Here is a 12,921-nt window from a genome sequence, read left to right as displayed (position 1 = left end):
GATCGGAGCATCCCGTCCGAGGAGGATCATGGCGACGTTCACCAGGGGGTTCGGTGGCCGCCGGGCCGACCGCGACGACACCCGCATCCCGCCCGGCCAGACCCTGGTGCGCGACTGGCCGGTGCTGTCGGCCGGAGCCACACCCGAGATCGAGCCCGAGTCGTGGACCTTCTCGATCCGCACCGAGAACGGGCTGCACACCTGGACGTGGGACGAGGTGCACGCGCTCGGTGTCGAGGACGTCACCGTCGACATCCACTGCGTCACCCACTGGACCAAGCTCGACATGCCCTGGCGCGGCGTCCCCCTCGACCGCCTGTTCGAGGACGTCGACACCTCGCTGGACTTCTGCATGGTGCACAGCACCGGCGGGTACACGACGAACGTCCCGCTCGACGAGCTGCTGGACGGCAAGGCGTGGATCGCGTTCGAGGCCGACGGCGAACCGCTCGAACCCGAACACGGCGGACCGGCCCGCCTGCTGGTGCCGCACCTGTACTTCTGGAAGAGCGCGAAGTGGGTGAGCGGGATCGTCATGCAGGCGGACGACGAGCCGGGCTTCTGGGAGAACGCGGGGTACAACCTGCACGGCGACCCGTGGAAGGAAGAGCGGTACTGGTGACGGTTCCCGACACCGACCTGGAGGCCCGGCCCGGCCCCGCCGTGCGCCCTGCGGTGCGCAGGCGGCCGGCCTGGCACCCCGCGACGGTCGCGTCGGTGGAGCGCGAGACCCCGAACGCACGTCGAGTCGTCCTCGACGTCCCGACGTGGCCGGGGAACGACCCCGGCCAGCACCTGGACGTCAGACTCACGGCCGAGGACGGGTACCAGGCCTCCCGGTCCTACTCGATCGCCTCGGCCGGCGACGGCACCGACGTCGTCCTCGCCGTCGACCGCGTCGAAGGCGGTGAGGTGTCCCCCTTCCTGGTCGACGCGGTCGAGGTGGGCGACGCGCTCGAGGTGCACGGCCCGCTCGGCGGGTGGTTCGTGTGGCGTCCCGGCGGGTCCACCCGACCGGTGCAGTTGATCGCCGGCGGATCGGGCATCGTGCCGCTCGTCGCCATGGTCACCGCGCATGCCGAGGCCGAGGACCCCGCACCGTTCCGCTTGCTCGTCGCCGTCCGGACTCCCGACGACGTCTTCTTCCGTGCGGAACTCGACCGGGCCGTCGGCTCCGAGGCCCCGCTCGAGGTCACCGCCGTGTACAGCCGGACCGCTCCCCCCGGGTCCGACGTTCCCGCGGGGCGGCTCACCCGCGACGCCCTCGCCGCCGCGGTCTTCCCACCGGACGTCGGAGCCCTCGTCTACGTGTGCGGGTCGACGCCCTTCGTCGAGCAGGTGCTCCGCTGGCTCGCCGAGCTCGGGCACGACACCACCGACGTCCGTGCCGAACGCTTCGGGGGCAGCTGATGACGGTCGTCGACGGCAACGCGCTCGCGGGCGTCCTGTCCGAGGTGCTCGGTCCGGAGCCGACCGTGACGGTGCTCTGCTGTGCGGGCTGCGGCTCGCTCGGCTCGGTCGCGCGCACCGCGGTCTACCGAACGGCGATGGGCTCCGTCGCCCGCTGTCGCGACTGCGACACCGTGCTCGTGACGGTCGTGGATGCCGGGGCGACCCGGTGGGTCGGGCTGCCGGGCACCCGGGCCGCGGCGGCTTCTTTACCCGAGGGACTCGGCTAGAGCAACCCACAGTGGCGTGCCCTGCGGAGTTCTTGCGGATTTCCGCACGACCCGAACTGGGGCCCAATCCGTGGACGGCGATGCTCCGGATCACTCTTCGGGACATCGCTGGGCCACCCACCCGGCGTCTCCACTCGGGGCAGCGTGGCCTCTGCGTCCGGTGGGCGCGGGTACCCGAAGCCTGCGCCCCCGGAAGCACCGCGTGCGGTGCCCGGAGACGACGAAACCCCCGGTGCTGCTCCGTCGAGCAACCCGGGGGTCGTGTCCTGTCCGAGCGGATGACGAGATTCGAACTCGCGACCCTCACCTTGGCAAGGTGATGCGCTACCACTGCGCCACATCCGCATTCGCACGCCGTGTCGGCCGTGCGGAGTCGACTGTACCCGATCCCGGGCACCGGGACGTGTTCTTCGACAGATCCGGGCGTGTCCGGTCGTCACGAGGCGCCGTGCTGGGCGGCGATGGCGGTCATCAGGCGGGGAGGAGTTCGATCGGTGCATGAGCTACGTGCACGACAACCCGGGCGGGACCGAGGCCCACGGCGTCGACCTGATCGACGGCGACGCCCCCGCCATCCGCATCCTGGTGCACGGCGACCTGCCGACCACGATCGAGCACGAGGGGCGGACCTGGCTCGCCACCGGGGGCGCGCACGACGACGGGGACGACCAGGCTCCGCCGATCGCGATCTACCGGCCGGTCTGAGCCGAACGGATCGCTCGTGCGGCCTGGAGCACCGCTTCCACGCTCGCGGTGAGCACCGACCGGTCTCGACCCGCTGCCCAGTGCACCCCGGTCCCGTCGCGGTACTCGAGCAGGGTCAGTGCCGCACTGGCGCTGCCCGTCGTCCGTGAGGTCTGGTGCAGCGAGACGATGTCGACGACGATGTCGCACGCAGCGAGCAGGTCGACGACCGCCTCGACCGGGCCGACATCGACGGCGGTCCCGTGGTGTTCGGTTCCTTCGACCCGCAGGGTGAGCTCGGTGTGGGTGTCGGCGCCGTGCGCCGTCTCGATCGCCACCAGTTCGATGTCCGCCGTGCCGTCGGGCGTCCGCTCGTAGCTCCGCTCGAACAGCTCGAGGAGCTCCGGGCCGTCGACCTCGGCCCCCGATCCGTCGACGTGGCGCTGGACACGTCGTGCGAAGTCGATCTGCAGCCGGCGCGGGAGCTCGATGCCCGATGCCGTCTCGAGCAGGTGTGCGATCCCGCCCTTGCCGGACTGCGAGTTCACCCGGATGACCGCGTCGTAGTCCCTGCCGAGGTCCGCCGGGTCGATCGGCAGGTACGGCACGCGCCACGCCGTCTCCGACTCGGGGCGGCCCTCGGCGGCAGCGCGGGCCCGGTGTTCGGCGAACCCCTTCCGGATGGCGTCCTGGTGCGTGCCGCTGAACGCGGTGTGCACCAGATCGCCGACGTAGGGGTGTCGCGGGTGCAGCTCGATGCGGGTGGCGTGTTCGACCGTCCGTCGGACGTCGTCGATGTCGGAGAAGTCGATCATCGGGTCGATGCCCTGCGCGTGCAGGTTGAGCGCGAGGGTGGCGATGTCCACGTTGCCGGTCCGTTCGCCGTTGCCGAAGATGCAGCCCTCGACGCGTTGCGCCCCCGCGAGCACCGCGAGCTCGGCGCACGCGATGCCGGTCCCCCGGTCGTTGTGCGGGTGCACCGACAGGATCACCCCGTCGCGCCGGGCCAGGTTGCGGTGCATCCACTCGATCTGGTCGGCGTACACGTTCGGCGTCGCGATCTCGACCGTCGCCGGCAGGTTGATGACCACCGGACGCTCTGGTCTGGCGTCCCAGAGCTCGGTCATGGCGTCGCAGACCTCCAGGACGAAGTCCGGCTCGGTCAGGTTGAAGACCTCCGGTGAGAACTCAAACCGGACGTTCGGCAGGTGCCCCGCGAACTCGAGCACATCGCGGCCGCCGGCGAGGATCATCTCGCGCAGCTCGTCCCGGTCCTTGCCGAGCACGACGTCCCGCCACATCGGGGCCGTCGCGGTGTACATGTGGACGACGACGTCGTTGGTGATGCCGCGGATCGACTCCACCGTCCGCTCGATCAGGTCACGCCTGGCCGGGGTGAACACGACGATCGTGACGTCCTCCGGCGCGAGGTCGGTCTCGGCGAGCAGCCGGACGAACGCGTGGTCGGTCTCGGACGCCGACGGGTAGCCGACCTCGATCTCCTTGTAGCCCATCCGCACCATGAGTTCGAAGAAGCGCCGTTTGCGCTCGGGGTCCATCGGCTCCGCGAGTGCCTGGTTGCCGTCGCGCAGGTCGACGGGCACCCAGAGCGGCGCGGTGGTGAGCGACCGCGTCGGCCAGGTGCGGTCGGTGAGCGGGACGGCGACCCGCTCGGAGACGTCACGGTACCGGTGCGACGGCATCGGGGACGAACGCTGTCGGTTCCACGGCTGGGTCGCGACGGTGGGAGTGGTGGTGGTCATGGGGCTCCTCGTGCTGCTGTCGTGACGACCGTAGCACCACTCCTCAGACAAGTGGAGGTGTTCCGCACGATGCGGCAGGATGGGCACATGACACCGGTCCGCCGCGAACCACTCGCCGAACAGGCGGCCGACGCCCTGCTCGCCCGCATCCGAGACGGCGAGTGGGTCCTCGGAGCGAAGCTCCCCGGCGAGACGACGCTGGCACCGCAGCTCGGCGTCGGTCGCTCGACGGTGCGCGAAGCCATCCGGCACCTCGCCGGCCGGGGCGTGCTGGCCTCGCGGCAGGGTGCCGGGGTGTTCGTCACCGCACTCGACGTCCAGGACGGTCTCGACGAGGTGCTCCGCCACGCGGACATCACCGCCGTGGTCGAGGCTCGCATCGCGATCGAGGTCGAGGCGTCGTCCCTGGCCGCGGAACGGCGGACCCCGGCCGAACTCCGCGCGATGCGGCGCGCGGTCGACCACCGCCAGGAACGACGCGCCTCGATCGAGCAGCACGTCGACGCCGACACGGCGCTGCACCGCGCGATCGTGGTCGCCGCGCACAGCCCGCTGCTCACCGAGCTCTTCGACGGCTTCACGCCGCGCAGCCGTCAAGCGATGATCGAGCTGCTCCGCATCGACGGTGCGTACGGCAGCGAGGCCGACCGCGACGTGCACGACGACATCGTCGACGCCATCGCCGACCGGGATCCCGCCGCTGCGGCAGCTCGGACGCGGGCGCACCTGCGCAGCCTGACGGCCCGGCTCGGGTGAACGTCTGCCGGGCCGTCCAGCCCGGCACACCCGATCGGTTCAGTGTCCGCGCACGTCACCCGTCAGGATCGCGTGCTCGGCACCGGCCGACAGTTCGTCGTGCAGCGCGTCCGCGAAGAACTCCCCCGCCCCGAGGCTGATCAGGTGGGTGAGCGCGCCACCCACGTCCGTCAGGCCGGGGTTCCACTCGTCGTGCAGGGACGCACGGACGTGTCCGGACTCGTGCACGATGACGGCGCCGATGTGGTCGTGGCTGTCGCCGACCTCGAGCACGGCGTCGTACACGACGGGCTCGGTGTCCTCGCCGAGCGGCTCCAGGTGCACCTCACCGATGCCGGGCCACTCGGTGCGGAACACGGGCAGGTCCGGTGCGTGCAGGTGCGGGGCGCGTTCGTCGGTGACGGACTCGATCTCGCCGGACGTCAGGTACTCGTCGACGACCTCGTGGATGCGGTCGTGCAGTCCGGGCTCGTACTGCCACCACCGCTGGTGCACCGCGCGGAGCCAGTCCTGCGTCGCGGCGTCGGCCGAGGCGGAGGTCCCGACCAGCTGCGGCGCCGTGCCCGGCGACCCGACGACCTCGAGCTGCTCGTCGTGCGTCTCGACGGTGATGGAGCCGGTGACCTCGTCGGGGTGCACGCCGTGCACGTCCTCGGGGGCGGCTGCCCAGATGCTCGCCGGCAGCTTCGGCGGCAGGTCGAACGCCACCGCGATCGCCGGGCGCGCCAACGCCTCGTCCAGCGCGTCGCCGAGGTGCACCTCGTCCGATCGGGAACCCATGACGACGCCGCCGGCCGGGGGCACGGCGGCCAATCGCTCCAGGTCCTCGTGGTCCGCGTTCATCGATGCGAGCACGGTCGTGTCCGCCCACTGGACGAACTCGCCGGCCGCACGGTCCTGGTCACCGAACGGCACGTTCCAGACCGAGGGGTCCGCGAGCACCCACGATGCCGAGCGACCGGCGGGACCACGCCGCACGGCGTCGACCAGGGCGGGGACGAGCCCGGGCAGCCCGCGGTAGGCCGGACGCACGGTGACCCGGTCCAGCGCGAGCAGGTCCGGCTTGCCGAGCATCTCGGCTGCGTGTGTCTGCAGCGACAGGAAGGTCTCGCCGGTGGCGTCGGGGACGACGATCGCGGCGGCGAAGTCCCCGTCGACGTCGGACACCTGGTAGCCGAGCACCAGCGCCTCGACCGACTCCGGTGACCGGCTCGTGTAGGCGGTGACCTCGGCGACCGACACCGCCTCTGCCTCGTCGTCGGTGATCGGCACCCGGACGTCGATCACCCACCGGTCGACGTCCTGCCCGGGGTAGGCGTCGCCGTCCTCGTCGGAGATCGTGATGTGCACGAGCCGCAGGGAACCGTCCCAGGCATCGTGGACGTGCTGGGCGATGGCGGCTTCAGGGTCGTCGGTCACGGACGCCACCGTATCGGTGGGGGCGCGGTCGTGTGGTCACGGACGGTCCGCGACCATTGCGTCGACCGTCCGCATCGCGGTCGCCAGGATGGTCAGGACCGGGTTGACGCCGCCGTTCGTGACGTGCACCGAGCCGTCGGCGACGCGCAGGTTGTCGTGCCCCCACACCCGGCCGGACGGATCGACCACCGACGTCGCCGGGTCCGCCCCCGTCCGGAGGGTGCCGGCCTGGTGCTGTCCGCCGCTCGTGCCGTGGACCGGGCCGTGCAGCTCGGCGACGCGGGTGGCGCCGGCGGCTCGCAGCCAGTCGCCGCTGCGAGCGCTGGTGTGGTCGCGTGCGCGGACGTCCTCGGGGTGGACGCCACCGCTGAACGACGCCACCGGGATGCCGTACCGGTCCGTCACCGCCGGGTCCACCCGGACGCGGGCGTCGGCCGTGGTGACCTCCTGGATCGGACCCATGATCCGCATGCTGCGCCGCGCCAGGTCCCGCATCGCGTGCTTGCCGTCGAGCCCGGAGCGTGGGACGAGCCCCGTGCCGACGAGGTACTGGTAGGTGTTCGACGGCGTCGCGATGAACTCGTTCGCCAGGATCCCGCCGCCGATCTGCCCGGGCACGCCGTGCCGGTAGTCGGTGGTGGCGATCGACGGTCCCGGTCCGAGACCGTCGTCCACCACGTCGTCGAAGACCCCCATCGCGCCGCCGTAGACGTGACCCTGCAGGTGCCGACCGACCTGGTCCGCGCCGTTGCCGATGCCGTCGGGCTCCTGGTCGCTCCGGCTGTTCAGCAGGAGCCGCGCCGACTCCACCGCCCCGGCCGCGACCACGACCTCGGCCGCGTCCACGTCGGTCCGCCAGTCGTGGCCGTCGACCGTGCCGACGATCGTGACGCCGACCACACGACCCGTGCCGTCCGTCCGCAGCCGGGCGACGCGGGCCTCGAGCACGATCGACGCGTTGCCGGTGGCGAACGCGCGGGTCAGCATGGTGTTCTGGCTGCCGTTCTTGGCGTCGACCGGGCACGCGAAGCCGACGCACATGCCGCACTGCTCGCAGGCCCGGCGGCCCAGGTACGGCGTCGAGTTGATCAGGAGCGGGACGTGCACCGTCGAGATGCCCAGGGTGTCCGCGGCGGCGGCGAGCCGGTCCCGCGCTGCCCCGGACGGCAGCGGTGGCATCGGTCGCGCGCGCGAGCGCTCCCCGGACCACGGACCGTCGACGTCGCCCCCGCTGACCCCGACCTCCCACTCGGCGCGCTCGTACCAGGGCGCGAGTTCGTCGTAGCCGAACGGCCAGTCGGCCAGGCTGCTGCCGTCCGGCACCCCGTAGGTCGACGCCATCGTGAAGTCCCGCGGTCCGAACCGCCACGCCTGTGCGCCGTAGACCCGGGTACCGCCCCCGGCCGTGGCCGCGTTGTTGTGCCACCCCGGCGACGACGGCCGGAGCACCAGCAGCTCCCGCCCGTCCGCCACCGTGCGCGGGTTCCCGACGTCCGACGGCCCGGACAGCGGTGCGACGCCCCAGCTCGACCGCGGGTTCCGGATGTGGTCTCGGCTGAGGTCCGCGGTGCCGGGCCACCCACCGGCCTCGATGACGAGCACGCGCCGCCCGGACTCGGCGAGCCCGCACGCGGCGACACCCCCGCCGGCGCCCGACCCGACGACGACCGCGTCGTACCGGTCGGCCAGCTGCGACGGGTGCACGACCGAGGGGACGGCGGTCGGTACCGGTACCGCCACGCTCCAGCCGTCCGGCGGACCGGGCTGCCACCCCACCATCTCCCAGGACCGCTCCCCCGCGTTCCCGCCGTTGCCTGCGTCGGCGTAGTAGCCCGCGGCGACGAGCTCGGCGAACCAGGTCCAGTCCGGATCCTGCTCGTCGACGCCGTCGGCGCGGTCGTGGTCGTCCGCGTGCTCGAGGACGACCCGGAGGCGGTCCAGCCAGTCCGGCCGGTCGACCAGGATCCCGGCCAGGAAGTCGAGCGCGCCGGCCTCGGACGCCGACGGGTACTCGTCCGCCGGCACCACCCGGTCGACCAGGGCGCGGAGCCGTTCGTCGTGCGTGCGGAGGAACTCCTGGGCCGCTGTGGCCGCGTGGTCCGTCATCGGTCCTGCCTCCCGGGCGGCGCCGGTGCCGCTCACGAGCACCGTAGCGGACGCGGACTTGCACCGGTCGTGCCGGCGACCTACTCTGGCGGCAGAGGGCAAAATGCCTCGTCGCCCCGGCGGCCTGGCACCCACACGCGGTCTCGGACGAGTCGCCACTTCTTCATCGAAGGAGTGCACGTGTCCACCCGTTCCCCCGCCCGGCTCCGCGACGCCGGGATCGCTCTCACCGGCCTGTCCGCCGTCTTCCTGTTCGAGATGCTCGACAACTCGGTGCTGAACGTCGCCCTCCCCACCATCGGCCGCGAACTCCACGCGTCGACGACCGGCCTGCAGTGGGTCACCGGTGCCTACTCGGTCGTCTTCGGCGCCCTCATGCTCCTGTTCGGCGCGGTCGCCGACCGGTTCGGCCGACGTCGGGTCATGCTCGTCGGTCTGGTGCTGCTCGCGCTCTCCGCCCTGGCGACCACCCTGGTCACCACGACCGGCGAACTCATCGCGGTCCGCGCGCTCATGGGGCTCGCAGCGGCCATGACGACGCCCGGGTCGATGGCCCTGGCCTTCCGGCTCTTCGACACCGAGGCCCTGCGCGTCCGCGCCTTGACGGTCATCTCCACCGCCGGCCTCGTCGGGCTCGCGGTCGGACCGACGGCGGGCGGCTTCGCCCTCGCGGTGGCGCCGTGGCACGCCCTGCTCCTCGTGAACGTCCCGATCGCGGCGCTCGCGTTCATCGGCATCCGGACCGGCGTCCCCGCTGACCGACCGGAGGACCTGCACCCCGACCGGATCGACGTGACCGGCGCGCTGTTCGGCACCACGGCCCTGGTCGGTGCACTCGGGACGCCCACCCTCTTCGCGGAGGCGGGCAGCGCCTCCTGGCCGGGGTGGACCGGGGTCGTCGTGACGGTCGCAGCGGTGGCGGCCTTCGTGCAGCGGGAGCGCACCGCGGCACAGCCGCTGCTCGACCTGCGCCTGCTCGCCCGTCCGCTCGTCGCGAGCGGTCTGGCGTACAAGGCGGCCTCCGGACTCGCGGTCTCCGGGCTGTCGTACCTGGTGACGCTGCAGCTGCAGTTCGCCTGGGGCTGGTCGCCGGCGCTGGCCGCGGCGGCGACGCTGCCGCAGGTTGTGGTGCTCCTGGCCTCCGGACGGTTCGTCGGCCCGTTCGTGCAGCGGGTCGGCCTCGGTCGTGCGGCCTGGCTGAGCGCCGGTGCCGTCGTGGCGGGACTCGCGCTCTTCACCGTCGGCGGGCGTGCCGGGTACGGCTGGGTCGCCGGGTCACTCGTCCTGGTCGCCGCGGGCATGCGGGTCGTCGGGGTCGTCGCCGGCAACAACGTGCTCCAGGGCCTGCCGTCGAACCGGACGTCGGTCGGTGCGGCGCTCGTCGACACCTCGAGCGAGCTCGCGACCGCGGTGGGGATCACGGCGACCGGGATGGTCCTGGCACTGCTCGTGCCCAACAGCATCGCCTCGACGTCGTGGACGGCGAGCCGGCTGGCCGCCTTCGAGGGCGGCATCACCGTCGCGGGCGCCGTCCTGACGGTCGTCGCCGCCCTGCTCGTCGGCTTCGGGATGGCCCGCGCGACGACCCGCGCGGGCACGCCGGTGGCCGAACCGGCTCAGACCGCGCTGTAGCCGCCGTCCGCGACGAGGACCGACCCGGTGATGAACGACGCCGCGTCGCTCGCCAGGAACACGACGCTCGGGGCGATCTCCTCGGGCAGGGCGAACCGTTGCTGCGGCGCGTCCTCGATCCAGTACCGCCGGAACTCCGGGGAGTCCACCGGAGCCATCTCGGTCTTCACGTACCCGGGTGCGACGGCGTTCACGCGGATGCCGTACTTCGCCCACTCGACCGCGAGCGACTTCGTCAGGTGGTGCACGGCGGCCTTCGACGCGTTGTACGCCGGCTGCCAATGCGGCCGGTTCACGATGAGGCCCGACATGCTGCCGATGTTCACGATCGAGCCCGACCCGGCGTCGCGCATGTGCGCGCCGACGGCGGTCGACGTCTTCCAGAGCGCACGGACGTTCAGGTCGAACACGTCGTCCCACTCACTGTCGGGGACGTCGAACGCGTCCCGGTGGTGGCATGTGCCGGCGTTGTTGACGAGCACGTCGATCCGACCGAGGGCCGTCATCGCCTCCTCGGTCATGCGCAGCACCTGCTCGCCGTCGGTGATGTCCGCCGTGATGGTGACGAAGTCGTGGGCGGCGTCCGCGGCTTCGGCGGCGACCCGGGCGTTGCGTTCGGCCGACCGCCCGACGATCGCGACGCGGGCGCCGGCCTCGGCGAGGCCGAACGCGAACGCCCGTCCGAGCCCCTGGTTGCCGCCGGTGACGAGGGCGGTCCTGCCGGTCAGGTCGAAGGGTGAGGTCATGGTGTGGGCGCCTTCCTGAGGGGGTCGACGCCGTGCACCGCGTCGACGAGGTACCGCCCTGCGTACACGCCCCCGGCCGGGAGGCGCGGCGTGCGTCCGCCCCGCACCGCGCCCACGGCTGTGCTCACGACCACCGCCGCCCTGTCTCCCGCGACGCCGACTGCTGTGCACCTCGAGGGCCGGCGCAGGAGCCCGTCACCGTGGGCCCGTGGAGATCGCCGAGGTCCGATGTCCCGGTCACGGCCCGACGCGTTCATCCACCGCCTTCTCGATTCCCTCTGCGAACCACGAACGCTCGGACGGCTCGCCCCGGTGGGGCAACGACCACGACGCTGGTCACGACGAGCACGGCGACGATTCCCACCGCTCCGATCGTCAGCAGGTCCGGGCGGAGGACCGACTGGCCCCGCAGGGCCTGCCACAGCGCGATCGAGGTGGCCGCGGCGTACGCCGCCCCTGCGACGACCACGACGCGCACGCGCGACCGCTCCCGCATCGTCGCCGGCAGGACGAGCGCGAGGAGGGGCAGCACCTGCAGGGCGTGCATCCCGATGAAGTGGGACACGCGGAGGTCACCGTGGAGGCTGTTCCAGCCGAGCAGGGGGATCCCGCCGGAAGGGTCGTCGCCCCCGACGGAGTGCGAGCCGTACGTCCCCGAGCCCGGATCGGCCAGCTGCGCCGCAGTGGGGATGACCATGAGGAACCCCACGGAGAGGCCGGCCAGGGCGACGACGAGCCCGATCCGGAGCGCCCAGGCCGACGCCCGGTCGTCCAGGTTCGAGAAGACCGCGACTGCGGCGCCGACGAGCAGCGTGGCGCAGTACATCAGGGTGACCCCACCGGCCATGAGCTGGTAGAACAACTGGTTCGTCGGGGTCGACACGTTGAAGTGGCTCCCCACGCCTCGCACGACCTGGATCGAGATCACGACGATCTCGAGCAGCGATGCGGCCGCGCCGACGGTCCCGGCCCACCAGCCGATCCGTCGCAGGACGGGCCGCTGCACCAGGGAGAGCATCCACGCCAGCGTCACGGCGTAGAGCGCGAGCGACACGGAGAACTTGAGCGGCTTCGCCCAGATCGGGTCGGCTGCGAGCGTGCGCGGATCGACCAACAACCCGACGACGCACACCACCGCCCAGACGCCCATCAGCGCAGCGAACGCCACGAGCGGCCGGTGCCATCCCCGGGTACTGAGCAGGAGGGCACGGGTCGCGTCGAGGACGACGCTCACGAGCGGGCGTCCACCGCAGTCAGCTCCTCGGAGATCGACCACAGCCGAGCAGCGATCTCCGGGTCCTGTGCCTGCTTCGACCGGCCGATGACTTCGGCTCCACCGCGCATGTGCATCATGCGCCGCGGTCCGACGAAGGTCCCACCGGGCAGGTCGGCGCTCGCGGCCATGAGAGACGGCAGCGCACCGTCCTCTGGCTCCTGCCCGAGGACCGGGACGAGACGGTCCCACAGGTTGGGGCGCTGCCCGGCCGGTCGCTCGTAGATCGCCGTCTTCACCAGGCCCGGGTGGGCTGCCAGCGCGCGCACCCGGGACCCCGACGCCAGCAGGCGCCGGTCGAGTTCGGACGTGAACAGCAGGTTGGCGAGCTTGGAGTCGGCGTACGCACGGCCGGCGTTGTAGGTGCGCCGGTACCAGTCGAGGTCGGTGAGGTCGAGTCGGGCCATACGTTCCGCCTGGGAGGCGACGGTGACGACGCGGTCGGTGACGTGCGGTAGGAGCAGCGTCGCCAGCAGGAAGTGTCCGAGGTGGTTCGTCCCGAACTGGAGTTCGTGCCCCTCCGCCGTCCGCTCCAGGTCCTTCGACTCGACGCCGGCGTTGTTCACCAGGATCGCGATCGGCTCGTTGATGCCGTCGGCGAACGCCTCGACCGTGTCGAGCCGGGCGAGGTCGAGACGGCGCACACGGTGGGTCCCCGGAATGCCGGGGAGGGCGGAGACGACCGCCCGGCCCTTCTCCTCGTTGCGGACCGCGAGGATGATCCGCGCTCCCGATCCCGCCAGTGCGACGGCCGTCGCACGGCCGATGCCGCTCGTGCCGCCGGTGATGATCACGGTCTCGTCGGTCGGAGCTCGACCGGTCCTGATGTCGTCCATGCCGTCAATGTAGACACTGACTACTTT

General features: G+C 72.2%; 12 protein-coding genes and 1 tRNA gene. 6 read left to right on the top strand and 7 right to left on the bottom strand.

All coding sequences use genetic code 11. The annotated features are described in order from the left end of the window. Positions 1-28 precede the first annotated feature (28 nt). From ACGH48_RS09845 to ACGH48_RS09835, 3 genes are read left to right on the top strand one after another with little or no spacing between them, the layout of a single operon-like run. Positions 29-622, top strand: coding sequence for a molybdopterin-dependent oxidoreductase (locus ACGH48_RS09845; RefSeq protein WP_396288350.1), 594 nt, complete (start codon positions 29-31; stop codon positions 620-622). After that, positions 619-1,410 carry a ferredoxin reductase gene (locus ACGH48_RS09840; protein WP_396288348.1) on the top strand — a complete coding sequence of 264 codons (792 nt, stop codon included), beginning with the start codon at positions 619-621 and terminating at the stop codon, positions 1,408-1,410. Before ACGH48_RS09845 ends, ACGH48_RS09840 begins: the two co-directional genes overlap by 4 nt. Beyond that, positions 1,410-1,679: a DUF6510 family protein gene (locus ACGH48_RS09835; RefSeq protein ID WP_396288346.1), complete on the top strand. Its 270-nt coding sequence runs from the start codon at positions 1,410-1,412 to the stop codon at positions 1,677-1,679. The genes ACGH48_RS09840 and ACGH48_RS09835 overlap by 1 nt, the downstream gene beginning before the upstream one ends. Positions 1,680-1,952: 273 nt before the next feature. Here ACGH48_RS09835 and ACGH48_RS09830 read toward each other — a convergent pair. Beyond that, positions 1,953-2,024 (bottom strand) — tRNA-Gly (locus ACGH48_RS09830). A gap of 153 nt (positions 2,025-2,177) precedes the next feature. On the opposite strand from ACGH48_RS09830, the gene ACGH48_RS09825 reads away from it, so the two are divergent. Next, complete coding sequence (locus ACGH48_RS09825) at positions 2,178-2,384, top strand: hypothetical protein (protein ID WP_123312674.1); 207 nt, start codon at positions 2,178-2,180, stop codon at positions 2,382-2,384. On the opposite strand, the gene ACGH48_RS09820 is transcribed toward ACGH48_RS09825, so the two are convergent. Further along, positions 2,369-4,126, bottom strand: coding sequence for a 2-isopropylmalate synthase (locus tag ACGH48_RS09820; protein ID WP_396288344.1), 1,758 nt, complete (start codon positions 4,124-4,126; stop codon positions 2,369-2,371). The two genes, ACGH48_RS09825 and ACGH48_RS09820, sit on opposite strands and share 16 nt — an antisense overlap. Before the next feature lie 87 nt (positions 4,127-4,213). Here ACGH48_RS09820 and ACGH48_RS09815 point away from each other — a divergent pair, with 87 nt between their 5' ends. After that, positions 4,214-4,882: a FadR/GntR family transcriptional regulator gene (locus tag ACGH48_RS09815; protein WP_396288342.1), complete on the top strand. Its 669-nt coding sequence runs from the start codon at positions 4,214-4,216 to the stop codon at positions 4,880-4,882. 39 nt (positions 4,883-4,921) lie between these two features. Here the strand turns inward: ACGH48_RS09815 and ACGH48_RS09810 are convergent, their stop codons facing one another. Both ACGH48_RS09810 and ACGH48_RS09805 read right to left on the bottom strand, forming a co-directional pair. Continuing rightward, positions 4,922-6,301 carry a hypothetical protein gene (locus tag ACGH48_RS09810; protein WP_340196113.1) on the bottom strand — a complete coding sequence of 460 codons (1,380 nt, stop codon included), beginning with the start codon at positions 6,299-6,301 and terminating at the stop codon, positions 4,922-4,924. 36 nt (positions 6,302-6,337) lie between these two features. Beyond that, positions 6,338-8,407: a GMC oxidoreductase gene (locus ACGH48_RS09805; protein ID WP_396288340.1), complete on the bottom strand. Its 2,070-nt coding sequence runs from the start codon at positions 8,405-8,407 to the stop codon at positions 6,338-6,340. 180 nt (positions 8,408-8,587) lie between these two features. On the opposite strand from ACGH48_RS09805, the gene ACGH48_RS09800 reads away from it, so the two are divergent. Then, positions 8,588-10,039 carry an MFS transporter gene (locus ACGH48_RS09800; protein WP_396288338.1) on the top strand — a complete coding sequence of 484 codons (1,452 nt, stop codon included), beginning with the start codon at positions 8,588-8,590 and terminating at the stop codon, positions 10,037-10,039. On the opposite strand, the gene ACGH48_RS09795 is transcribed toward ACGH48_RS09800, so the two are convergent. From ACGH48_RS09795 to ACGH48_RS09785, 3 genes are all read right to left on the bottom strand, one after another. Then, a complete protein-coding gene (locus ACGH48_RS09795; protein ID WP_396288336.1) occupies positions 10,024-10,785 on the bottom strand; it encodes an SDR family NAD(P)-dependent oxidoreductase in 762 nt (253 codons plus the stop codon). The two genes, ACGH48_RS09800 and ACGH48_RS09795, sit on opposite strands and share 16 nt — an antisense overlap. A 253-nt stretch (positions 10,786-11,038) precedes the next feature. Then, positions 11,039-12,019, bottom strand: coding sequence for a hypothetical protein (locus ACGH48_RS09790; RefSeq protein WP_340196119.1), 981 nt, complete (start codon positions 12,017-12,019; stop codon positions 11,039-11,041). Continuing rightward, complete coding sequence (locus tag ACGH48_RS09785; protein WP_396288334.1) at positions 12,016-12,894, bottom strand: SDR family NAD(P)-dependent oxidoreductase; 879 nt, start codon at positions 12,892-12,894, stop codon at positions 12,016-12,018. Before ACGH48_RS09785 ends, ACGH48_RS09790 begins: the two co-directional genes overlap by 4 nt. Positions 12,895-12,921 lie beyond the last annotated feature (27 nt).

This window comes from Curtobacterium pomorum, from assembly GCF_044497295.1.
Taxonomy (GTDB): domain Bacteria; phylum Actinomycetota; class Actinomycetes; order Actinomycetales; family Microbacteriaceae; genus Curtobacterium.
Note: the sequence above shows the minus strand (reverse complement) of the source record. Positions and strands in the feature narration are given on the sequence as shown.